13 protein-coding genes are annotated in these 23588 nt (G+C 72.2%); 3 read left to right on the forward strand and 10 right to left on the reverse strand.

Features of this window, described 5'->3' with window-relative positions; translation table 11 throughout:
* Positions 1-134: 134 nt before the first annotated feature.
* Positions 135-2066, reverse strand: a complete 1932-nt coding sequence (locus tag ACFU97_RS30665) for an acyl-CoA dehydrogenase family protein (RefSeq protein ID WP_384263074.1) — start codon at positions 2064-2066, stop codon at positions 135-137.
* A 342-nt stretch (positions 2067-2408) separates the two neighbouring features.
* On the opposite strand from ACFU97_RS30665, the gene ACFU97_RS30670 reads away from it, so the two are divergent.
* On the forward strand, positions 2409-3425 hold the full coding sequence (locus ACFU97_RS30670; protein ID WP_384263077.1) for a LacI family DNA-binding transcriptional regulator: 1017 nt from the start codon (positions 2409-2411) through the stop codon (positions 3423-3425).
* Between the two features lie 54 nt (positions 3426-3479).
* The gene (locus ACFU97_RS30675; RefSeq protein ID WP_384263080.1) at positions 3480-5522 is read left to right on the forward strand and encodes a TIM-barrel domain-containing protein; all 2043 of its coding nucleotides are present in this window, start codon (positions 3480-3482) and stop codon (positions 5520-5522) included.
* A 51-nt stretch (positions 5523-5573) separates the two neighbouring features.
* Here the strand turns inward: ACFU97_RS30675 and ACFU97_RS30680 are convergent, their stop codons facing one another.
* The 6 genes from ACFU97_RS30680 to ACFU97_RS30705 are packed head-to-tail and all read right to left on the reverse strand — an operon-like array spanning position 5574 to position 14239.
* Positions 5574-6290, reverse strand: a complete 717-nt coding sequence (locus tag ACFU97_RS30680; protein WP_384263083.1) for a hypothetical protein — start codon at positions 6288-6290, stop codon at positions 5574-5576.
* Positions 6291-6325: 35 nt separating this feature from the next.
* Entirely contained in the window at positions 6326-8524 is a 2199-nt protein-coding gene (locus tag ACFU97_RS30685) for a glycoside hydrolase N-terminal domain-containing protein (RefSeq protein WP_384263086.1), read from the reverse strand.
* Positions 8521-10521, reverse strand: a complete 2001-nt coding sequence (locus ACFU97_RS30690; protein WP_384263089.1) for a beta-galactosidase — start codon at positions 10519-10521, stop codon at positions 8521-8523. Before ACFU97_RS30690 ends, ACFU97_RS30685 begins: the two co-directional genes overlap by 4 nt.
* Positions 10522-10529: 8 nt before the next feature.
* Positions 10530-11468, reverse strand: coding sequence for a carbohydrate ABC transporter permease (locus tag ACFU97_RS30695; RefSeq protein WP_384263093.1), 939 nt, complete (start codon positions 11466-11468; stop codon positions 10530-10532).
* Positions 11465-12511 (reverse strand): ABC transporter permease, encoded by a 1047-nt coding sequence (locus ACFU97_RS30700; RefSeq protein ID WP_384263096.1) that lies wholly within the window; start codon positions 12509-12511, stop codon positions 11465-11467. Before ACFU97_RS30700 ends, ACFU97_RS30695 begins: the two co-directional genes overlap by 4 nt.
* A gap of 27 nt (positions 12512-12538) precedes the next feature.
* Positions 12539-14239: an extracellular solute-binding protein gene (locus tag ACFU97_RS30705; protein ID WP_384263100.1), complete on the reverse strand. Its 1701-nt coding sequence runs from the start codon at positions 14237-14239 to the stop codon at positions 12539-12541.
* A 350-nt stretch (positions 14240-14589) separates the two neighbouring features.
* Between ACFU97_RS30705 and ACFU97_RS30710 the strand changes: the two genes are divergently transcribed.
* Positions 14590-17517, forward strand: a complete 2928-nt coding sequence (locus ACFU97_RS30710) for a glycoside hydrolase family 3 C-terminal domain-containing protein (RefSeq protein WP_384263104.1) — start codon at positions 14590-14592, stop codon at positions 17515-17517.
* On the opposite strand, the gene ACFU97_RS30715 is transcribed toward ACFU97_RS30710, so the two are convergent.
* The 3 genes from ACFU97_RS30715 to ACFU97_RS30725 form a co-directional block, all read right to left on the reverse strand.
* On the reverse strand, positions 17498-18943 hold the full coding sequence (locus ACFU97_RS30715; protein ID WP_384263107.1) for an aldehyde dehydrogenase family protein: 1446 nt from the start codon (positions 18941-18943) through the stop codon (positions 17498-17500). The genes ACFU97_RS30710 and ACFU97_RS30715 overlap by 20 nt on opposite strands.
* Before the next feature lie 680 nt (positions 18944-19623).
* Positions 19624-21225: a PucR family transcriptional regulator gene (locus ACFU97_RS30720; protein ID WP_384263110.1), complete on the reverse strand. Its 1602-nt coding sequence runs from the start codon at positions 21223-21225 to the stop codon at positions 19624-19626.
* Positions 21226-21369: 144 nt separating this feature from the next.
* The gene (locus tag ACFU97_RS30725; protein ID WP_384263113.1) at positions 21370-23493 is read right to left on the reverse strand and encodes an ATP-binding protein; all 2124 of its coding nucleotides are present in this window, start codon (positions 23491-23493) and stop codon (positions 21370-21372) included.
* Positions 23494-23588 lie beyond the last annotated feature (95 nt).

Genomic DNA, 23588 nt, shown 5'->3' on the forward strand with positions numbered 1-23588 from the left:
TCGCGCCGCCGGGAGGACAGCGCGTCGCTCGGGTGGGTGGCTTGTCGGGCTCGGCCGGGTTGCGGCGGGATCCCCCCTTGTGAGGACGGCATGAAGATCAGGCGCCGGGGGGATCCCTCCGGGACGTGCGGTGGTCAGCCGATGGGGCGGTGCAGGTTGTCCCTCTGTGAGGGTCCGGGGTCGGATGCGGCGATCCAGGGGCCTTCGCCCGAGGGGTCCACGATGCCGTCCTCCAGCCACTCGTAGGTGCCGGACATCACGCCCTTGACCACCTTGCGGTCGAGGTCGTCGGTGTTGTTCCACAGGCGGCCGAAGAGCTCCTCGACGCGGATGCGGGACTGGCGGCAGAAGGCGTCGGCGAGCTGGTAGGCCTCGCGGCCGTGGTCGCCCTGGCTGCGCAGGAGCTCGGCCCGTACGCAGGCCGCGCTCATCGCGAACAGTTCGGCGCCGATGTCCACGACGCGCCCCAGGAAGCCCTGCTTGGTCTCCATCTTCCCCTGCCAGCGGGACATGGCGTAGAAGGTGGCGCGGGCCAGCTTGCGGGCGTGCCGTTCGACGTAGCGCAGGTGTCCGGAGAGGTCGACCTCGCGCTTGAACTCGCCGTAGGAGACCGGGAGCTGGCCGGGGCCCGCGACCAGTTTCGGGAGCCACTTGGCGTAGAAGACGCCCGCGTTGGCACCGGCCTTGGCCTTGTCCTGGAGGGACTTGTCGGGGTCGATGAGGTCGCCGGCGACGGTGAGGTGGGCGTCGACGGCCTCACGGGCGATCAGGAGGTGCATGATCTCCGTCGAGCCCTCGAAGATGCGGTTGATCCGCAGGTCGCGCAGGACCTGCTCGGCGGGAACCGCCCGCTCCCCGCGGGCCTTGAGGGAGGCGGCGGTCTCGAAGCCGCGGCCGCCGCGGATCTGGACGAGCTCGTCGGCGATGAGCCAGCCCATCTCGGAGGCGTAGAGCTTCGCGAGCGCGCCCTCGATGCGGATGTCGTTGCGGTTCTCGTCGGCCATCTGGCTGGAGAGGTCGAGTACGGCCTCCAGGGCGAAGGTCGTCGCCGCGATGAAGGAGATCTTGGCGCCGACGGCCTCGTGGTGGGCGATGGGCTTGCCCCACTGCTCGCGGGCCGCGGACCATTCGCGGGCGATCTTCAGGCACCACTTGCCGGCGGCGACGCAGGACGCGGGCAGCGACAGGCGGCCGGTGTTGAGCGTGGTGAGCGCGATCTTCAGGCCCGCGCCCTCGGGTCCGATGCGGTTGGCGGCGGGGACCCGGACCTGGTGGAAGCGGGTGACGCCGTTCTCGATGCCGCGCAGGCCCATGAAGGCGTTGCGGTTCTCGACGGTGATGCCGGGCGAGTTGGTCTCCACGACGAAGGCGGTGATGCCGCCCTTGCGGCCCTCGCCCTTCGGCACCCGCGCCATCACGACCAGCAGGTCGGCGACGACGCCGTTGGTGGTCCACAGCTTCACGCCGTCGAGGATGTAGTCGTCGCCGTCGGGCACCGCGGTGGTCGCGAGGCGGGCCGGGTCGGAGCCGACGTCGGGCTCGGTGAGCAGGAAGGCGCTGATGTCGGTCCGCGCGCACCGGGGCAGGAACTGGTCCTTCTGCTCCTGCGTGCCGAACAGCTTCAGCGGCTGCGGTACGCCGATCGACTGGTGCGCCGAGAGCAGCACCCCGATCGCGGGGCTGGCGGAGCCCGCCAGGGTCAGTGCCTTGTTGTAGTACACCTGGGTGAGGCCGAGGCCGCCGTACTTGGTGTCGATCTTCATGCCGAGGGCGCCGATCTCCTTGAGGCCGCTGATGACCTCGTCGGGGATGCGGGCCTCGCGCTCGATCAGCGCCGCGTCGACCTTCGTCTCGCAGAAGTCGCGCAGTTTGGCGAGGAACTCCTCGCCGCGCTGGGCGGCCTCGTCGGTCGGCATGGGGTGGGGGTGGATGAGGTCGAGCCGGAAGCGGCCGAGGAACAGTTCCTTGGCGAAGCTGGGCTTGCGCCACTCCTGTTCCCGGGCCGCCTCCGCCACCTGGCGGGCCTCACGCTCGGAGACGGTGGGTTTGCTGGATGGTGCGGACATGAGGCACACCTCGCCGCGAATCGGGATCTTGGGCCTTATCGGTTACCGACGGGTTCTACCCGATCGTATGTACCCGATCCCGGGCGACCTCACCACCCCTGGGGCAGGGTCGTTGACCCGAATTGACGCAGTGCCACCCGCCGGCCGGATGCCGGGGCCTTGCACCGGGAGCCCCTTCGGGGGACGGTTCCTCTCCGGGAGGCTCCCGGAGAGGAAAGGTTGTCGAAGCGCTTCGACAACCTATGGACACCCACTCCCGTGAGAGCTAGTGTCGAACCACCCTCACCCGCCCGTGTTCGCCCTGCGCACTGTCGAAGCGCTTCACATAGCTTGGAGAGCTGGATGGTCACCCTCGCCGAGGTCGCCCAGCACGCCGGAGTCTCGGCGAGCACGGTGAGCTATGTCCTCAGCGGCAAGCGGTCCATCTCCACGAACACCCGGGAGCGGGTCGAGCAGAGCATCCGCGAGCTCGGCTACCACCCGAACGCGGGCGCGCGGGCGCTGGCCAGCAGCCGGTCGAACATCATCGCCCTGATGGTCCCGCTGCGCACCGACATGTACGTGCCGGTGATGATGGAGATCGCCATCGCGGTCGCCACCACGGCCCGCACGCACGGGTACGACGTCCTGCTGCTCACCGGCGAGGAGGGCCCTGACGCGGTGCGCCGGGTCACCGGCAGCGGGCTCGCCGACGCCATGATCCTGATGGACGTCGAGCTCGACGACGAGCGGCTGCCGCTGCTGCGCGGCACCGACCAGCCGTCGGTGCTGATCGGGCTGCCCGCCGAGACCACCGGACTGACCTGCGTCGACCTGGACTTCAGGGCGACGGGCGCGCTGTGCGTCGAGCACCTCGCGATGCTCGGCCACCGCGACATCGCTGTCATCGGCGAGGCGCCCGCGGTCTACGAGCGGCACACCGGCTTCGCCGAGCGCACGCTCGACGGACTGCGCTCGCGCGCCCAGGAGCTGGGCGTACGGCTGCTGCACCGGCCGTGCGAGGGCGGCTACGACGCGATGGCCGTCACCCTCGCCCGCATCCTCGACGAGCGCCCGGGCACCACGGGCTTCGTCGTGCAGAACGAGTCGGCGGTCGAGCCGCTGCTCGCCCTGCTGCGCCAGCAGGGCCGCGCCGTGCCCGAGGACGTCTCGGTGGTCGCGGTCTGCCCTGAGCAGGTCGCCGTCCAGGCCTCGGTGCGGCTGACCTCCGTCGCCATCCCCGCGCAGGAGATGGGCCGGCACGCCGTGGAGCGGCTGGTCGCCAAGCTCGACGGCCGCGAGTCCGACGAAGTCGTCCTGATCGCCCCCGAGCTGACGGTCCGGGCGAGCACCGGCCCGGCGCCGTCGAGCACGTCCTGATCTCCGCCGTCCCCTGCCTTTGGGCACCCTCATGTCCTTTCGGGAGCACCCTTCGTGAATCAGCCTGCCGAAAACCAGACTCAGGTCAGCCTCGCGCAGTCGTCCCCCACCGTCGGCACCTTCCGTGAACGGGACGGCGCGCTGGAGTGGAGCGGCCGTCAGGAGACGCTGCGCATCGAGCCGTGGGGCCCGGACGCGGTCCGGGTGCGGGCCCGGCTCGGCGGCCCCGTCCTGGAGAACACACCGGGTGCGCTTCTGGCCGAGGCCCCGGCCACCGAGAGCAGCATCAAGATCGGTGACGGGGAGGGGCAGTTGACGGTCGGCGCGCTGACCGTCCAGGTGAGCGCCGAGGGCTTGGTCCGCTACCTGCGCAGCGACGACCTCACGGAGATCCTGGCCGAGGAGCGCGCCCACTTCTGGTGGCCGGGCTCGCGCCTCTACACCGCCGTCGGCAACGGCCACCACCGCCTGGAGCAGCGCTTCGCCGCCTACGACGGCGAGCGGCTCTACGGCCTCGGCCAGCACCAGCACGGCCGCCTCGACCAGAAGGGCCTGGTCGTCGACCTGGTCCAGCGCAACGCCGAGGTCTCCGTGCCGGTGCTCTGCTCCAGCCGCGGCTACACGCTGCTGTGGAACAACCCGGCGATCGGCCGGGTGGAGCTGGCGTACAACGGCACCCGCTGGGTGGCCGACTCGGCCCGCCAGATCGACTACTGGATCACCGCGGGCGGGCCGGCCGACGGCCAGCGCCGCTACAGCGCGGTCACGGGCCGGACGCCGATGCTGCCCGAGTGGGCGGCGGGCTTCTGGCAGTGCAAGCTGCGCTACCGCACCCAGGACGAACTCCTCGCCGTGGCACGGGAGTACAGGCGGCGCGGGCTGCCGATCTCCGCGATCGTCTGCGACTTCTTCCACTGGACGCACCTCGGTGAGTGGAGGTTCGACCCGGCCGAGTGGCCGGACCCGGCGGCGATGGTCCGCGAACTGGACGAGCTGGGCATCAAGCTGGTGGTGAGCGTCTGGCCGTCGGTGTCGCCGCTCTCCGAGAACCACCCCGTGATGGAGCAGCGCGGCTACTTCATCGGCACCCAGTACGGCCCGACGGCCCACGCCGACTGGCCGGACAAGGAGGTCGCCTCCACCGTCCAGGTCGCATTCTACGACGCCACGAACCCCGAGGCACGGGACTTCGTCTGGTCGAAGGTCCGCGACAACTACCTGCTCCCGTACGGCATCACGGCCTTCTGGCTGGACGCCTGCGAGCCCGAGATCAAGCCCGGCTTCCAGGAGAACCTGCGCTACTGGACGGGAGCGGGCCTCGAGGTCGGCAACAGCTACCCGGCGGAGAACTCCCGCACCTTCCACGAGGGCCTGCTCGCGTCCGGCGAGAGCGAGGTGATCACGCTCAACCGCTCGGCCTGGGCGGGCAGTCAGCGCTACGGCGCCGCCCTGTGGTCGGGCGACATCGGCACCGACTTCCCGACCCTGCGCCGCCAGATCGCGGCGGGCCTGAACACCGCGCTGTCCGGCATCCCCTGGTGGAACACGGACATCGGCGGCTTCCACGGCGGCGACCCGGGCGACCCGGCCTACCGCGAGGTCATGGTCCGCTGGTTCCAGTTCGGCGCGCTGTCCCCGCTGATGCGCCTGCACGGCTTCCGCGACCCGGGTATGCCGCTGGGCCCGGAGATGACCGGCGGCCCGAACGAGGTGTGGTCGTACGGCGAGGAGGCCGGCGCGATCATGGAGCGCTACCTGCGGCTGCGCGAGCGCCTGAAGCCCTACGTCCTCGGTGTCATGCGGGAGGCGCACGAGGAGGGGCTGCCGGTGATGCGGCCGCTGTTCCTGGAGTTCCCCGACGACCGGGCGGCCTGGACGGTGGACGACGCGTATCTCTTCGGCCGGGACCTGCTGGTGGCGCCGGTGCTCACGGCCGGCGCGACGGCCCGGTCGGCGTACCTGCCGGCGGGTGCGGTCTGGACGGACGCGTGGACCGGTGAGGTCCACGAGGGCGGCAGGACGGTCACGGTGGACGCGCCGCTGGAGCGGATCCCGCTGTTCCTGCGGGACGGCGCGCAGTTGCCCGTCGCCGAATGACAGGCGCCGCCGTGCCGCTCCCCCTGAGGGGCGGCACGGCGGCGTTCGGGCTCAACTGCTGCTGACACTCTCGCTGTTGACGGTGAAGTTCAGGCCGCCGGACGAGGACGTGATCTCGAAGCCGAACTGCAGGTCCCCGACGGTCACGTTGCCGAACCAGCCCTTGGTGTCCTTGATCCACTTCAGGATCGGCAGGATGTCGACGGTGCCTGAGGAGGAGTTGGAGGTGCGGACGAACGAGAACACGTCGTTCGAGCCGTTGTTGCCCTTGTAGACGGTCCAGGTGTGACCGCCCAGCGTGAGGCTGCCCTGCGAGGTCCCGAGCGGTCCCACGGCTCCGGTCTTGTTCATCCAGAGCATGATCTCGTACTTGTAGCCGGTGTCCCAGATGTCGTACGAGGTGTTGTACGCGCCCGACGACGGGACGGAGACGTTGTAGCTGCTGGAGAGCGAACCGAGCGAGGTGATCGACTTGTTGATCACCTTCTTGGCGTTGGGGTAGGCCTTGATGCCGCCGGTGTCGGGGTGGTTGGCGACGACTCCCCAGTTGGTTCCGGAGTTGGCCCAGATGCACTGGCTGCCGGCGCCGGAGCCCCAGATGTCGTTGTAGAGCGTGTAGCCGTTCAGCGTGGTGCTGCCCCACTGGTCGCAGGAGCTCCAGACGGCGGCCGAGGCGGGGGCGGAGGCGAGGCTCACGGTGGCGCCGAGCGCGAGGGCGGGGGCGATCAGCGCCATGGTGATCCGGCGCGCGAACGTGCGTGGTGCCATGGTGTCCCTTCCATGGGTGGGGGGAAGTGCTCGGATCACCACGTCCTCAGGGTGAGGACGTGGTCTTCTCCGGCGACCAGGTCGAGCGGGCGGGCGCCGGTGGAAGTCCGGAGTTCGACGCGGTGGGTACGGCCGGGGCGGATGACCGCGGTCGCTTCGTGCGGGGTCCAGGTGAGGTCGAGCCGGGCCCCGAAGCGGGTGCGGACGCCGCGGAGCCGGCCCTGGGGGCAGGCGGCCGGGAGCGCGGGCAGCAGGACCAGCCGGTCCGGGGTGGACTGGACGAGCATCTCGATGAGCACGGCGGGCAGGGTGTGCGCGGCGTCCGCGTTGTAGACGTCGCGGTGCGGGTAGTGCGCGCTCATCAGGGAGGCGTGGAAGAAGTCGCCGCCGAGCACCTGGCCGAGCGCGTGCGCGACCCGCTCGCCGTCCCGCAGCCGGGCGGCGACGAGGGCGTGGTGCAGATGGCCGTGCGCGGAGTCGTTCTCGGCGCCGCGCAGTTCGAGCGCGCGGCGGGCGGCATCCGCCAGGTCGGGGGTGTCGTACGGGTTGATCTCGTCCAGCGGCCAGACGCCGTAGAGATGGCTGAGGTGACGGTGGTCGTAGGTGTCGCCGAGGCCGGGCCAGGCCCATTCGGCGAGGGCGCCGTCGGCGTTGACACGGTGCGGGGGCAGCCGTTTCGCGAGGGCGCGCCAGCGGGCGGCCTCGGGGGTGCCCGGGTGGTGGCCGGCGGCCGTCAGCAGGGCGTGCCGCGCCGCCGAGAGGTCCATGGCCGCGTTGATCGTGCCCCAGCCGGCGCCCGCGGGACGGTTCTCGGGCGAGTAGGAGGGCACGACGACGAGCCGGCCGTCCTCGTCGGTCCGGTCGAGAAAGTCCTCGTAGAACAGGGCGACCTGCCTGAGCGCCTGGGCGGTGCGCGGGTCCCTGGTGCCTTCCGTCTCGTCGTGGTCGACGAGCGGTTTGAGCAGCCAGTCGGCGCCCGCGGTCCACAGGTGCAGCGGGTACTCGCGGCTGAAGTGGTACGACAGCCCGGACTCGCCGTCGCTGTGCGCGGGGGCGACCACGCCGCGGGCGCCGAAGACCGCGCGGGCGTTCTCGGCCCAGTCGCCGAGCTGCCGGCCGATCAGCGTGGCGTGGGCCTCGGTGACCTCGGGCAGGGCGGCGGCCACGGCGGACGCCGTCTGGAGGTTGAGGTTCGCGTCGTTGGTGAACGCGCCGGACCAGGCGGTGTTCCAGTCGCCGGTCCACAGGCCGGTCAGCCGGGGCGGGAAGAGGCCGCTCGCGCAGAGCAGGTGGTGGCGGCCCGCGGCGAAGAGGCGCTCCAGGAGGGCGGGGCTGCCGGGGCGCGCGAGCAACTCCGAGCCCGGCAGGGCGCGTTCGGCGGGATCGGCGCCCAGGTCGAGGGCGACGCGTTCGTAGGCGGTCCGGTGCAGGGCGGTGTGCCGGGCGAGGAGCGTGGCGTACGGGTCCGGTCTGTCCTCCGGCGCCAGGCCGCGCAGGGCGCGGGCGTGTGGTGCGGTGTCCAGTTCGCCGGTGTGCCGCAGCACCCGGGTGAGCAGCAGGACCGACTCGGCGCCGGTGACGCGCAGCCCCGGAGGCGTGAGCGTCGTCCGGCCGCCGGTGACCACGACGAGGGTGAGCCCGGTGTAGCCGGTCCGGCTGCCCGGGTACCTGACCCGCAGGGTGAGCAGGGCGCCGTCCGCGGTGAGCACGGCGCCGTCGCCCACGGCGAGGCCCGCGGGCGCGCCGGGAAGGCGGTGGTCCAGGGCGATGTCCACGTCCGCGGTCGCGAGGTGCTGGACGATCACGTCGTCCGCCCGCGACACGAAGACCCGGCTGCGCCTGCCCTCGCAGACCGTCTCCGCGACACCGGTGGTGAAGTCGACCGAGCGGCGGTGGCCGCGCGGCTCCTCGGCGGGCGACCGGCGCAGCCGTATCTGGAAGGCGGGGTGGAAGGGCTGCACCCACTGCAGGTCGCGTCCGTCGGTGAGGTCCTCGGCGGCGTGCAGCTGGCCCGCCAGCAACTGGTCCTGTACCGCGGAGAGTTGGGCGGCCAGTTGCGGCGGGCGGGCGCTCTCGCCGCCGTTGGGGCGGACCAGGGTGTGATGGGTGACGACGACCCGTTCGTCGTTCGGATCGCCGAACACAAGGGTGCCGTGGCGGCCGTTGCCGCTCAGGAACCCGTCCTCCCAGCGGCTCGCGGGCAGCGGCTCCCAGGTTCCGTGGACGAGGCTCATGGCCGCAGCACCGCCACTCCGTAGCGGCCGAGGGTGAGCTCGTCCTCGACGGCCGTCCCGGTCAGCAGGTCGCGGTGGGTGCCGGGCACCTTCACGGTGACCGACTCGCGCCCGTGGTTGAGGACGAAGAGCAGGTCGCCGCGGCGCACCGCCTCGACCTGGTCGGGCAGGCCGTCGAGGACGGGCCGGACGCCGGCGCCGGCGGCGATCCGGGTCAGCAGGGCGCGCAGCGCGTGCGGCTCGGGAAGGGTCGAGACGTACCAGACGCGGCCGTTGCGCAGGACGGCGGGCAGGCCGTCGAGCTCGCCTCCCTTGTACCGGGCCTCGACCGAGGCGTCCTCGGCGGCCTCGATCTCCTCCGACCACAGTGTGCCGCGCAGGCCGTCGGTGTCGGCGCTCTCCCCCTCGTCCAGCGGCCACCACTCGTGCAGCGTGCGGATGCCGAACAGCTCGCGCAGGCGCGGGTCCATGCCGCCGGGGCGCACCCGGTCGTCCTGGTCGGCGACGCCGGTGAGGAAGCCGCAGACGAGGGTGCCGCCGTCCTGGACGTGGGCGAGGAGGTTGTCGACGGCCGCGTCGGTGAGGGCGTACAGCTGGGGGACGACGACCAGTGCGTACGGGCCGAGATCGTGCTCGGGGTGGGCGAAGTCGGTGGCGAAGTGGCCCTGCCAGAGGGCGCGGTGCCAGGCGGTGAGGACCTCGGCGTGGTCGACCCGGGCGGACAACCGGCCCTCGTGGGCGCCGGCCCACCAGGAGTGCCAGTCGTGCAGGATCGCGATGTCGCCGCGGCTGTGCCGGCCCGTCACCTCCCTGCCGATCGCGGCGAGTTCGCCGCCGAGCCGCGCGACCTCCTGGAAGGTGCGCCCACGCGGGCCCGCGTGGCCGACCATCCCGGAGTGGAACTTCTCGGCGCCCTGCCGGGACTGGCGCCACTGGAAGTAGCAGACGGCGTCGGCGCCGCGGGCGACGGCCTGCAGGGACCAGAGGCGGCCCAGGCCGCGCGGCTTGGGGTGGTTGACGCCCCGCCAGTTGACGGGACCGGCCGCCTGCTCCATCAGCATCCAGGGGCCGCCGGCCTGCGAGCGGGTCATGTCCTGGACCAGGGCGCCGTGCTGGGCGCCGAAGGGGTCGCGCGGGTCGGGGTACAGGTCGACCGAGACGACGTCCTCCTGCTCCGCCCACCGCCAGGCGTCCTGCCCGGACCACAGCGGCATGAAGTTGGTGGTGACCGGGAGGTGCGGGCTGTGCCGGCGGACGATGTCGCGCTCGGCGGTGTAGCACTCCAGGAGCATGTCGGACGTGAACCGCTTGAAGTCCAGCACCTGGCCCGGGTTCTTCAGGTAGTGGGCGTGGCGGGGCGGCAGGATCTCCGCCCACTCGCCGTAGCCCTGGCTCCAGAAGGCCGTCCCCCAGGCCGAGTTGAGGGCGTCGAGGGTGGTGTACCGCCGCCGCAGCCAGTGGCGGAAGCGGGCGGCGGCCTCGTCGCCCCAGTCGTAGGTGCAGTATTCGTTGTTGACGTGCCACATGGTGAGGGCGGGGTGGCCGCCGTAACGGGCGGCGAGGTCCTCGGTGATGGCGGCGGCGTGGCGCCGGTAGACGGCGCTGGAGTGCGAGAAGTGCTGCCGGCCGCCCCACCACTCGGTGCGGCCGTCCTCGTCGCGCGGCAGCGTCTCCGGGTGCAGCCGCCCGAGCCAGGGCGGCGGCGAGGAGGTCGGGGTGGCCAGTACGACGCCGATCCCGCTGCCGTGCATCAGCTCCATCAGCCGGTCCAGCCACCCGAACTCCCGTGCGCCCGGCCGGGGTTCGAGCCGGGACCAGGAGAAGACGCCCAGGGTGACGGAGTTGACGCCGGCCTCCCGCATCAGCCGGACGTCCTCGGTCCAGGTCTCCTCGGGCCACTGCTCGGGGTTGTAGTCCCCGCCGAAGAGGATGCGCCCCCGGGTCACGTCACCGAGCCCGGGTCCCGTGCGGGGCGCGGGTGTGGCACCGGTCCTCATACGCCCCGTCATCCCTTGATCGCCCCGGTGAGCATGCCCTTCTTGAAGTGCCGCTGCACGAGCGGCGACAGCACCGCGACCGGCAGCAGCGCCATCACCATGACCGCCATCTGCACGGCCAGCCCGGACAGCTGCCCGGTCTTGATCGCCTGGCCGAGCCCCACCGGGGCCTGCTGCTTCTGCACGAGCTGGATCATGACGTTCTGCAGCGGCATCATGTCCTGGTCGTTGAGGTAGAGGGACGCGTTGAACCACGCGCTCCAGTATCCGACGGCGTAGAACAGCGTGATCACCGCGAGCACCGCGCGGGACAGCGGCATCACGATCTGCCACAGGATGCGGAAGTCGCCGGCCCCGTCGATCCGGGCGCTGTCGATCAGCTCCTGCGAGATGCCCATGAAGAACCCGCGCAGCACGAGGATGTTGAAGACGCTCACCGCGCTCGGCAGGATCAGGGCCAGATAGCTGTCGGTCAGCCCCAGGGACTGGACCAGCAGATACGTGGGGATCAGTCCCGCGCTGAAGAACATCGTCGCCAGCAGCATCATCAGCAGCCAGCGGTGGCCGAGCGAGCCGGTGCGCGAGAGGCCGTAGGCGCACAGGACGGACACCGACATCGAGAACAGCGTGCCGACCAGCGTGACCAGGATGCTGATGATCGCGGCCCGGGTGACCTGGCCGCCGCTGAGCAGTTCCTGGTAGGCGACGAAGGTGATGCCCTTCGGGATCATCACCAGGCCGCCCGCCTCGTCGATCGTCCTGCGGGAGGACAGGCTGGTGACGACGACGATCCACAACGGGAAGAGGATGCCGAGGCAGGCCAGGGTCAGGACCAGGCCCTTGCCGGCCAGGCCGGCCTTGTTCGGCTCCTCCTCCCACACGGGGCGCGGCGGTGCGGCCCACGGGGACGGCTCCCGTGCCGGCCGGTCGTCGATGACGGCGGTCACTTCTTGTACACCCCCTGCTCGCCCATGAGATGGGCCACCTTGTTCGCGGCGAGGACCAGCCCGAGGCTGACCACGCCCTTGATCAGGCCGGCGGCGGCCGCGTAGCCGAAGTCCTGGTTGCGTACGCCGTTCCACCACACGAAGGTGTCCAGGACCTCCGCCGCGCCCGGGCCGACCGCGTCGCGCTGGAGCAGGATCTGCTCGAAGCCGACGGTCAGCGCGTCGCCCACGCGCAGCACCAGCAGCAGCGCGATCACCGGCCGCAGCGCGGGCAGGGTGACGTGCCACATGCGCCGCCGGCGTCCGGCGCCGTCCATGGCGGCGGCCTCGTAGAGGTCGGGGCTGACCGACGCCAGCGCCGCGAGGAAGACGATGATCCCCCAGCCGGCGTCCTTCCAGACCCCCTCCGCCGTGACGAGGAACTTGAAGGTGGACGGGTTGGTCATGATGTCCAGCCCGTCGTACCCGTGCTGCCGCAGCAGCTGCGACAACACGCCCGCCCCGCCGAAGAGTTGCTGGAAGACCGCGATCACCAGCACCCAGGAGAAGAAGTGCGGGAGGTACATGACCGCCTGCGAGATCGCCCGCACCCGGGGCCGCACCACGCTGTTGATGAGCAGGGCGAGCGCGATCGGGATCGGGAAGAACAGCACGAGTTGCAGGGAGAACAGCACCAGCGTGTTCTGCACCGCGTTCCAGAAGGCGGAGTCCTCGAAGATCCGCTGGAAGTTCTCCAGGCCGACCCAGGGGCTGTGCAGCATGGAGACGATGCCGTTGTCGCTGACGTAGGGGTCGTAGTCCTGGAAGGCGACGACGTTGCCGAGGATCGGCAGGTAGTTGAAGAGCAGGATCAGCAGGACCGCCGGCAGGGTCATCAGGAGCAGCAGGCGGTCGCGTCTGAATCTCAGGCGCGGGCCCAGCTTCCCGGTCGCCGCCTTCCTCGCTCGTCTGCCGGTTCCGGTGGCGCCGCCGGACGCCGCCGGGGCCCGGTCCGCGTGGTCGTGTGCCTCGGCCCTGCTGCGAGGCACCGTGCTGTGGGACACGGCCGTTCTCCTTGCGTCGGTGCCGGGTCAGCTCGCCGAGGAGCCGTTGTCGTCGAGCAGCTTCAGGTACCAGTCGCGCAGCTTGTCGCCGCCCTTGCTCTTCCAGTCGGCGACGGCCTGCTGCATGTCGCCGATCTTCTTGCGGCCGCGGGTGATGTCGTCCTCGAGCTGCTCGAAGTCGTTGCCGAGGTTGGTGTAGCGGGACGGCTCGGTGATCATCTGGCCGTAGAAGCTGGACTTCTTCGTGAAGGCGCCCATCCGCTGCTGCCACTCGACCTGGGCCTTGGCGACGTCGGGGAAGTCGGGGTGGGCGATGGTGGCGGCCGGGCTCGCGACCATGACGTAGGCGTTGAGGACCTCGTTGTTGCCCTGGGTGGTCTTGGTGGGCACGCCGTTCTTGACGATGTAGTCGGTGCCCTCGGGGCCGTAGTTGGTGAGCATGTACTCCTTGGTGCCGTACGGCGCGGCGGTGACGTTGGCGACGGCCAGCGCGTTGCGGATCTGCGCCTCGGAGGCCTTCTTGTTGATGAAGGCGAAGATGCCCGCGGGCTGTTCGGCCCACAGGTGCGGGTCGCCGCCGTCATGGCCGAAGATGTCCATGCCCCAGATCTTGTAGTCCGGGTTCTGGGTGGCCTGTTCGGCGGTACGGCTCCACCACTGGCTGATGTTCTGGGCGTAGATCAGGAACTCGCCGGCCGCGAACTTGGGCCCCGGGTCGGGGGCGTTCTTGCCCATCTTGGCGTCGGGGTGCACGACCCCTGCGGCGAAGAGCTTGCGGGTCCACTCCAGCGCCTCGAGGTACTCGTCGGTCTCGATGCGGTTGATCAGTTTGCCGTCGACGAGGTTCCAGCCGAGCGGCTTCTCGCTGCCGGAGAGCACGCCGAAGGCCTGGAACGCCGTCCATTTCATGTCCATGCAGGCCCAGCGCTTGGCCCTGGCGTTGGTGATCTCCTTCGCCAGGGACATGAACTCGTCCGCGGAGCGCGGGACTTGGTAGCCCTCCTTGTCGAAGACGTCCTTGCGGTAGAGGGGCACGATGCCGGTGACGTACGGGGAGGGCTGCGGCAGGCCGCGCAGCTTGCCGCCGATGATGCAGCGCCGCCAGGCGTCGGTCGGGATGGCGGCGAGGTTCGGGTAGTCCTTGACCTTGTCGCCGGAGAGGTAGGGGCCGAGGTCGGCGAACTTCCCGATGATGGCGGTGGGGATCTTGCCACCCATGTTCCAGCTCGGGACCACCACCACGTCCGGTACGTCGCTGGAGGCGAGGACCGCGCCGAGCTTCTGGTCGTAGGTGTTGCCGTCCTGGTTCTGCCAGACGACGTCGACGCCGATCAGGTCGTTCATCGCCTGGTAGTAGGCGTTGTCCTGCTTGGGCGGCGACCCCCAGAACGGCGACATGACCGTGAGCTTTCCGCCCTTGCCGAGCTTCTCGGGGACCGAGGTCTTCAGGCCGCCGAGGGCGAGCTTGCCGGTGAAGCCGATCGCCGAGCCGTTCTTCGCGGGGATGTCCGGGCTCACCACGTTGCCGGCGACGTACGCGGGCAGCAGCTTCGCCGCGCCCTTGCCGCCGGAGGACCCTCCCCCCGACGTGCTGTCGGACCCGCCGCAGGCGGCGAGCAGCGGCATCCCGCCGGCCACCGCGGCGGTGGCGACCGCCGTGGAGGCGAGGAAGCTTCTCCGGCTGGGGCCGGCGGAACCGGAGGAGGCGGAAGCGGCGTTCGGCGTCATTGCGTCAACCCTTCATGGCGCACCAGGACACCCGGCGGTGGCCGTCGGCTGCGGTGTCTCGAGTGGAACTGGCTGAGCGGAAGCGGCTCTTGACCCCTGCGCGGGCCCGCTGCGCGTGACCCCGCAGGCGAATTCGACAGTCGAAGCGCTTCGATGTCGCAGTGAGGTTAAGTGAACACCAGAGGGTGCACAAGGGCAGCTCCCAAGATTCCTCGGCCCCCACCGTCAACGACCAATTGTCATGCGGCGCTTGAACTGACGGTGTGGATCCCTTGACATCCGGCGGTCGCCCGAACCAGCATCGAAGCGCTTCGAAAGCGTCCCTCCGCTTTATGACAAAGGGATCCCACGTGACCGCACAGACGCCGCCCACGCCGCCGTTCCGCGATCCGCACCTGCCGTTCGCGAAGCGCATCGACGACCTGCTCCGGCGGCTCACGCTCGACGAGAAGATCTCCTTCCTGCACCAGTTCGCACCGGCGGTCGAGCGGCTGGGCGTGGATGCCTTCCGCACCGGTCAGGAGGCGCTGCACGGGGTTGCCTGGATGGGCCCCGCCACGGTCTTCCCGCAGGCCGTGGGCCTCGGCGCCACCTGGAACACCGATCTCGTACGGCGGATCGGCGAGGCGGTCGCCAAGGAGGCCCGGTCGATGCGCGCCCGCGACGGGCGGGTGGGGCTGAACGTCTGGTCCCCCACGGTGAACCTGCTGCGCCACCCGCTGTGGGGCCGCAACGAGGAGGGCTACTCCGAGGACCCGTTGCTGACCTCCGCCATCGCCACCGCGTACACCCGGGGCCTGCGCGGCGAGCACCCGGTGTACTGGCGCACGGCACCCGTCCTCAAGCACTGGCTCGCCCACAACAACGAGACGGACCGGGCGACCTCGTCCAGTTCGGTCCGCCCGCGCGTGCTGCACGAGTACGACCTGCGCGCCTTCCGCGCGACGGTCGAGGCGGGCGCGGTGGCCGGGGTGATGCCCGCGTACAACCTGGTCAACGGCCGCCCCAACCACGTCTCGCCGTACCTGCGCGAGCAGTTGCGCACCTGGACCGACGAGGACCTGCTGGTCTGCTCGGACGCGGGCGCGCCCTCCAACCTGGTCGACTCCGAGCACTACTTCGCCACCCACGAGGAGGCGACGGCGGCCGCGCTGCGGGCGGGCGTCGACAGCTTCACCGACCACGGCACGGACAGCACGGAGATCGTGGGACGGGTCAAGAGGGCCTACGAACAGGGGCTGTTGACCGAGGCGGACATCGACACCGCCGTCCGCCGCCAGCTCTCCGTACGTTTCCGGCTCGGCGAGTTCGACCCGCGGGACGATCCGCACGCCGGCTCCAAGGACTTCGACACCCCGGCGCACCGCGCACTCGCCCAGGAGGCGGCGGAGCAGGCGATCGTGCTCCTGAAGAACGAGGGGCTGCTGCCGCTGGCCCGCGACGCCCGCATCGCCGTGGTGGGCCTGCTGGCCGACGAGTGCAAGCTCGACTGGTACAGCGGCACGCTCCTGCACCGCTCCACCCCGCTGGAGGGCCTGTACGAGCGGTTCGGCGCCGAGCGCGTGCGGTTCGCGGAGGGCGTGGACCGGGTTCGCCTCAAGACCCTCGCCGGTACGTTCCTGCACGTGGTGCCGTCGGACGCGGCCGACGAGGCGCGCGGCGCGGGGGGCGCCCTGGACCCGGCCCTGCTCGCCGGCCGCACCGACCTGCCCGCGCTCACCACGGACGCCGTCGGCACCGAATTCGCGCTGACCGACTGGGGCGAAGGCGTGCTGACGCTGCGCGCGCCCGACGGCCGCTATCTGTCGGTCGCCGAGGACGGCCGGGTGCGCGCCTCGGCGGACCAGCCGGGCGGCTGGGTCGTGCAGGAGACGTTCCGCCTGGAACCCCACGACGGCGGCCACCTCCTCCGGCATCTGGGTACGGGTCGCCATGTCTGTGTCGCCGCCGACGGGGTGGAGGTTGCCGACGCGGACCCGGAGACGTTCGAGCTCGTGGTGACCGAGCGCGGCGAGGACGCGGTGGCGGGGGCCGCCGCGCAGGCCGACGTGGTGCTGGTGGTCGCGGGCAACGACCCGCACATCAACGGCCGGGAGACCGAGGACCGTACGACACTGCGGCTGCCCGCCCACCAGGAGCGCCTGCTGCGCGCGGCCCGCGCCGCGAACCCGCACACGGTGCTGGCGCTGACCTCCGCGTATCCGTACGCCGTCGGCACCGAGGCCCTGCCCGCGGTGCTGTGGAGCGCGCACGGCGGCCAGGCCGCGGGCACCGCCCTGGCCCGGGTGCTGGCCGGCGACGTCTCCCCAGCGGGCCGCCTCCCGCAGACCTGGTACGCGGCCGACGCCGACCTGCCCGGACTGCTGGACTACGACGTGATCGGCGGCCGGCAGACCTATCTGTACTTCGAGGGGACGCCGCTGTTCGCGTTCGGGCACGGCCTGTCGTACGCGTCGTTCTCCTACGACGACCTGTCGGTCCGGATCGACGGCGCGGCGGTGCACGTCTCGTTCACGGTCACCAACACCGGTGACGTCACCGCCGACGAGGTCGCGCAGCTCTACGCCCGCGCCGTCGAACCGTCGGTGCCGCGCCCGCGCCGCGAGCTGGTCGCGCACCGCCGGATCACCCTGGCGCCGGGCGCGCGGGAGGATCTGGCCTTCCAAGTCCCGCTGTCCGCCTTCGAGTTCTGGGACGTGGCCCGCGGCGGACGGCGGCTGGAGCCGGGCCCGTACGAACTCCTGGCGGGTGCCTCCAGCGCGGACGTCCGGCTGCGGACGACGGTGCTCCTGGACGGCGAGCCGGGCGCGCCGCGGCCGGTCCGCCGACTCGGGCTGGACGCGGCCGACTTCGACGAGCAGAGCGGGGCCGCCATCGTCGACCGGACGCGGACGTCGGGGGACGCGGTGACACCGGCCGACGGCCGCAGCGCCGAACTGGTCTACCGCGACTGCGACTTCGGGGACGGCGTCACGGAGGTGACGGTCTCGGTGGCGGGCGAGGGCATCGTCGATCTCTCCCTGGACGGGGGCGCGCCGCTCGCCTCACTGTCGTCGCAGGGCATCGCCTCCGGCGACCCGTACGCCCGCACGACGCTCCGCGCCGGCATCGTCGCCGAGGGCGTGCGCGACGTCCACCTCAGACTGCGCGAGGAGACGGGGTTTACCCACTTCGGCTTCGCCGGTTGGGGGGCCGGTGGCCGGCGCAGAGGGGGCCCGGCACCGGAAGACAACGGTGCCGGGCCCCTCCGAAGGGTGGCTAGAGAGCCAGACCGGTGAGGACGAGGACACGCTCGTACGTGTAGTCGTCCATCGCGAACTTCACGCCTTCGCGGCCCACGCCGGACTGCTTGGCGCCGCCGTACGGCATCTGGTCGGCGCGGTAGGAGGGGACGTCGCCGACGACGACGCCACCGACCTCCAGCGCGCGGTGGGCGCGGAAGGCGACCTGGAGGTCGTGCGTGAACACGCCTGCCTGCAGGCCGTACTTGGAGTCGTTGACCGCGGCGAACGCCTCGGCCTCGCCGTCCACCTTGCGCACGGTGAGGACGGGTCCGAAGACCTCCTCGCAGGAGACGGTGACGTCGGCGGGCACGTCGGCGAGGACGGTCGGCGCGTAGGAGGCGCCGTCGCGGTCGCCGCCGGTCAGGAGCGTGGCACCGGCCTCGACGGCCTCCTTGACCCACGACTCCACGCGCTTGGCCGCGTCCTCGCTGACCAGCGGGCCGACGTCGGTCTTGTCGTCGCTCGGGTCGCCGGTGCCCTGGGCCTCGACGGCGGCGACGATGCGCGGCAGCAGGCGGTCGTAGACGGACGCGTCCGCGATGACCCGCTGCACCGAGATGCAGGACTGGCCGCCCTGGTAGTTGGAGAAGGTGGCGATGCGGGTGGCCGCCCAGTCCAGGTCGGCGTCGGAGGCGTAGTCGCCGAGGACGACGGCCGCGCCGTTGCCGCCGAGCTCCAGGGTGCAGTGCTTGCGCGGCACCGAGTCCATGATCGCGTAGCCGACCTTCTCGGAACCCGTGAAGGAGATGACCGGCAGGCGCTCGTCCTGGACCAGCGCGGGCATCTTGTCGTTGGCGACCGGGAGGATGCTCCAGGAACCGGCCGGGAGGTCGGTCTCGGCGAGCAGGTCACCGATGATCAGGCCGGACAGCGGGGTGGCCGGGGCCGGCTTCAGGATGATCGGCGCGCCGGCCGCGATCGCGGGGGCGATCTTGTGGGCGCAGAGGTTGAGCGGGAAGTTGAAGGGCGCGATGCCGAGGACGACGCCCTTCGGGAAGCGCCGGGTCAGGGCGAGCCGGCCCTGGCCGCCCGCGTCGGTGTCGAGGCGCTGGGCCTCGCCGCCGTTGAAGCGCCGGGCCTCCTCCGCGGCGAACCGGAAGACGGAGACGGCGCGGCCGACCTCGCCGCGGGCCCACTTGATCGGCTTGCCGTTCTCGGCGGAGATCAGCTGGGCGATCTCCTCGGTCCGCTCGGCCAGCCGCTTGCTGACATGGTCGAGGGCGGCGGCACGGACGTGGGCGGGGGTCGCGGCGAAGTCCTCCAGGACGGCGTGGGCGGCGGCGACCGCCTCCTCGACCTGGGCGTCCGTCGGCACGCTGACCTTGCCGACGAGCCGGCCGTCCCACGGGGAGGTGACGTCGAAGGTGTCGTCGCCCGTGGCCTGGCGGCCGGCGAGCCAGAAGGCGGTGGTGGAAGTCATGAGGTCCCGGCCCTTCCGCGGTAGAGGGTGTGCAGGGTGGTCCGGGTCCACGGTAGGTCGGCGCGCGCCGGGCTGTGTTTGGCCGGTGTGTAGTGATCGGGGGCGGGGGTGCGACGGTTCGGCCATGTCCGGATCACGGGACGCCCGCGCCACCGACCGTCGGCCCGGCGACCTCGCCCAGCGCACCGGGCGACGTCGTGCGCACCCCGCGAACCTCCCCTGACCACCCGGCGACGTCGTCCGCGCCCCGCGAACCTCCCCTGACCACCCGGCGACGTCGTCCGCGCCCCGCGAACCTGCCCTGACCACCCGAGGACGTCATCCGCGCCCCGCGAACCTGCCCTGACCACCCGAGGACGTCATCCGCGGCTCGCGAACCTCCCCTGACCACCCGCACACCCGGCGACCTCGCCTCGCCTACCCGGCGACCTCGCCCAGCGCACCGGGCGACGTCGTGCGCGCGCCCCGCGCCCCCCCCGACCACCCAGCTGCGTCATCCGCACCCCGCGAACCTCCTCTGGCGACCCGGGGACGTCATCCGCGGCTCGCGGACCTCCCCTGACCACCCGGCGACGTCGTCCCCACACCCGGTGACGTCGCCGCCACGCCCACACGGCGACATCGCCTTGCGCGCCCGGCGACATCGCCACGCCGTCGGCGTCCCCCCGCGCGCCCGGTGCTCACTCCGTCGACGTCGCCTTCAGCGCCAGCCACAGCTCCATGCGGACGTCCGGGTCGTCCAGGGAGCGCCCGAGGATCTCCTCCACCCGTCGCATCCGGTAGCGGAGTGTGTGCCGGTGGACGCCCAGGTCGGCCGCCGCCGCGTCCCACTGGCCGTGCCGGGAGAGCCAGGCGCGCAGGGAGGCCACCAGGTCGCCGCGGCCGGTCGCGTCGTGCTCGTACAGCGGGCGGAGCAGCCCGTCCGCGAACGCCTTGACCGCGTCGTCGGCGAGCAGCGGCAGCACCGACCCGGAGGCCAGCTGCTCGTGCGCCACGCACACCCTCCCGCGCCGGCGGGCCACCGAAAGCGCCTGCTCGGCCTGCTTGTACGCCGCCGCGGCGGCTATCGGGCCCACCGGCGCCGACAGCCCCACCACCAGCTCGTCCTCGTCGCCTGCGGGCTCCCGCGCCGCCGCCACGTCGGAGCGCCCCGCCTCCACACCCGCCGCGTACTCCCCGCACGCGGCGACCGCGGCGCCGCCGTCCGCGGCCAGCACGATCAGCTGCTCCGCCTCGGGTACGACCAGCACGGCCTCCCCCGCCCGCGCGGCCGCCGACTCCACGATCTCGGCGAGCGCGCCCAGCGGATCGGCGGCGTCGGCCGCGGCGCGCGCGCTCGACGCCGACTCCGCGACGATCATCCGGAAGGGGGCGTCCAGGAGGCCGCCGTACAGATGACCCGCGACGGCACGCGCGTGGTCCGGCTCGCCCGCGAGCAGCATGCGCAGCACCGCCGCGCCCAGACGCTGTTCCGCCGCGTGCAGCGACCGCGACCGCTCCGTGGTGAGCGTGAGCAGCGCGATCGCCGAGTGCAGCGCGTACCGCTCCGCCGTGCCGAGCGCTGCCGCCGTGCCCACCGCGAGCGCGGCCCGGGCCCGGCGCTCGGTGCCCAGCGAGTGCAGTTCGACGCGGTCCTCGTTGTCGGGCGGGCCGACCACCGAGGAGGCGGGTGCCGGCCGCTCGCGCAGCCGCTCGACCTCCGCCGTCAGCCGCGCGGCCCGCCGGCCCGCCCACTCCGGGGCGGTGGCGACGACGGTGCCCGAGACGTCGTAGAGCGCCGCCCAGCCGTCGACCTGCGCGGCGAGCGCGGACAGGATGCCCTCCGGACCGGCCGCCAGCGCCTGCTTGGTCAGTTCCCGCTGCGCGGCGAAGCCCGCCGTCACCGCCCGGTACTGGTCGGCCGCGATCGCCGCCGAGACCGCCTTGCTGATGGCGAGGAAGGGCGTGCGGCGCGGCACTTCGAGCAGCGGCAGCCCCTCCTCCTCCGCCGCGTCGACGAGCGCCTTCGGGATCTCCTCGTAGTTGACGCCGACGGCGAAGCCCAGCCCGACGACCCCGGCGCCGACCAGCCGCTTCACGTACCGCCGCATCGCCTCCGGGTCCTCCGCGTCGAGTTTCAGCGCGGTGACCAGGAGCAGCTCGCCGCCCTCCATGTACGGCACGGGATCGGCGAGTTCGCTGACGTGCGCCCAGCGGACGGGCACGTCCAGACGTTCCTCACCCGCGCGCACGGTGAGCTTGAGCGCGGAGTGGTGGACGAGCGAGGCGAGGGTCGGAGGCATGGGACCTTCAGGTCAGGTCTGCGAGGACTGGGCGAACCTTGTGATCTTTTGGCCGTCAGGTATGAACGACGTGTGCCGATTCTGCCTCACCGTACGGTCCCTCGGCGCCTCGGAGTCCCGTACTGGTCCCTTACTAGTCCCCTGCTAATCCCTCAGATCCACCAGGAGCGGAGGCGCGTGCTCCCCCTTGACATTCGTCAGGGACAGCACCGCGTGGCCCGGCGGCACGCCGTGCGCCAGCTCGGAGGCCGACCAGCGCTCCCGTTCGACCTGCCGCACGGTCACGGCCCGCGCGGTCGGCGCCTTGCCGGTGATCACCCGGCGCAGCATGTGCACGGCCTTGCCGGCCGGGGTCTCGGCGATGATCTGCCGGTCGGTGACGTCCCGCGCCTCCGTCCACTCCTTGCCCCAGACCTCGGCGAAGTCCTGCCCGTCCCACGGGGTGAGCCCGGACAGCGCCATCCGGCAGCCGGCGGAACCGAGCAGCGGCCCGCGCAGGGGCCTGGGCACGTCGTCCAGGGTGCGCAGGGTGAGCACGGCGCCGGCGTTGGCCGACCGCAGCCGCTGGATCCCGCGCACCGCCTCCGGCGTGACGACGCCGGTGGCGTCGTCCAGCACCAGGCAGGCGAACAGGGAGCGGTCCTCGCGCACCGCGACGCTCGCGGTGAACTGCGCGAGCACCAGGCGCGCCAGCATCCGCGAGGCGTCCGCGTGCCCGCGCTCGGGCAGGTCGATACGGACCCGCACCGGGTGGTCGAGGGCCTTGAGCGTGAACGGCTTCGACTGCCCCGAGGTGTCGAAGAACCCGGCGAAGGCGGGCCGGTCGAGCAGCGCCACGCGGTCCGCGAGCACGGCCGCGACATCGCCGGGGTGCCCCGACTGGCGCTGCCGGGCGTCCAGTTCCCGCAGCAGCGAGTCCTGGCCGGAGCCCTGCAGCGCCGTGCGCAGCTCGTCCAGCGGTCCGGGCGCCCCGTCCAGCAGCTGGCGCAGCTCCGGTACGGAGGGGAAGCGGCCGTGCACCGCCCGGAACGGCCCGAGCAGCTGCGCGAGCACGGTGGTGGACCGGCGGCTGTCGCTGCCCGGATGCGGGTCCGCGAGATCCCCGGCCAGCGCCTCGGCCAGCACGGCCGCGGCCTCGTCGGGATCACCGCTGCCGCCGTAGAGATCGAGGTCGTAGACGGAATCCGGGTGACCGATGCGGACGACGACGTCGTAGGAGTCGGCCGGTCCGAGCCCCGCGCCCGCCGCGCCGACCACGACCACGGCGGCGCGGCCGGCGAGGGCGTGCAGGCAGAGGGACTCGGCGAGCGGCTGCACCACGCTGGCCGTCTTGCCGGAGCCGGCCGGGCCGACCGCCAGCAGGGAGGTGCCGAGCAGATCGGTGCCGAGGCCGAGGCCGGCCCCGCGGTAGGCGTACGGGTTGCGAGGGTCGTCGGCGGCGGTGCCGAGGCGCACCTGCCCGGTCACCAGGTCGTGGCGGGCCAGCCGGGCCGGCAGGTCGCGCTCCCCCGAGGGGTGCAGACAGGCGGCGGCGCCGTCCTGGAGCACGGCGCCGGTGAAGGCGGCGAGGGTGTGCCGGCCGGTGCGCACGCCCTGCCAGGCGCGGACGATCCGGGCGTGGTCCACGTCCCGCATCAGCCCCGACCGGGCCTCGGCGGCCAGCCGCTCAGCAGCATCCTCGGCCCCGGCGGCCCGCAGCTGGGGCCACTCGACGGGGTCCTGCTCGGGCACCGGCGGGCGTTCGGCGCGCGGCGCCGTCCGGTTCCAGGCGGGCGGGCCGTAGCGACGCCAGATCTCACCCCAGCGGCCGAGCCGGCCCACGCCGATCATGATGACGAGGGCGATGAGCACGTAGTAGGTGTAGACGACCACGACCGAGCCGAAGCTGTGCGGCTGGGCCCAGGAGTCGGGGATCATCGCGTAGAGCGGGAGCAGCCACCAGCCGCCGAGGTAGCCGTTCCACAGCAGCGACCAGATCAGCCAGCCCACCAGGAAGGCGATCACCGCGCCGCTGATCAGCTGGCGGGCGGGGATGAGCTCCGGCTCCTCCTCGGGGCGCGGCCGGTGCCCGAAGCGCCACACGCCGGGCAGCGCCTCGGGGCGCGGTGCCCGCAGCCAGTTCAGAAAGGCCGATCCGTCCGGCCGGGGCGGCACGCCCGGGGCCGTGGCCGGCCTGGGCGGCGTCGACGGCATCCGAGGTGGTCCCGCCGGACGTGGCACAGGATTCGCATGCGTGCCCCGCGCGTCCTGCGTCCCGTCGCTGTCCATCGCCCTCGCCCCTTGACCAGCCGCTCCGTCCACCGTCAGCGGTCAATCTAACGCCCCGTCCGGGCAGTTCACCGCTTTACACGGCCGGGCCCGTG

Source organism: Streptomyces sp. NPDC057616 (assembly GCF_042800575.1).
Taxonomy (GTDB): Bacteria; Actinomycetota; Actinomycetes; order Streptomycetales; family Streptomycetaceae; genus Streptomyces.

Coding starts and splice junctions, on each gene's coding strand:
- ACFU97_RS30665 (WP_384263074.1), bottom strand. CDS start 2,066: ATGTCCGCACCATCCAGCAAACCCACCGTCTCCGAGCGTGAGGCCCGC.
- ACFU97_RS30670 (WP_384263077.1), top strand. CDS start 2,409: ATGGTCACCCTCGCCGAGGTCGCCCAGCACGCCGGAGTCTCGGCGAGC.
- ACFU97_RS30680 (WP_384263083.1), bottom strand. CDS start 6,290: ATGGCACCACGCACGTTCGCGCGCCGGATCACCATGGCGCTGATCGCC.
- ACFU97_RS30685 (WP_384263086.1), bottom strand. CDS start 8,524: ATGAGCCTCGTCCACGGAACCTGGGAGCCGCTGCCCGCGAGCCGCTGG.
- ACFU97_RS30690 (WP_384263089.1), bottom strand. CDS start 10,521: ATGAGGACCGGTGCCACACCCGCGCCCCGCACGGGACCCGGGCTCGGT.
- ACFU97_RS30705 (WP_384263100.1), bottom strand. CDS start 14,239: ATGACGCCGAACGCCGCTTCCGCCTCCTCCGGTTCCGCCGGCCCCAGC.
- ACFU97_RS30715 (WP_384263107.1), bottom strand. CDS start 18,943: ATGACTTCCACCACCGCCTTCTGGCTCGCCGGCCGCCAGGCCACGGGC.
- ACFU97_RS30720 (WP_384263110.1), bottom strand. CDS start 21,225: ATGCCTCCGACCCTCGCCTCGCTCGTCCACCACTCCGCGCTCAAGCTC.
- ACFU97_RS30725 (WP_384263113.1), bottom strand. CDS start 23,493: ATGGACAGCGACGGGACGCAGGACGCGCGGGGCACGCATGCGAATCCT.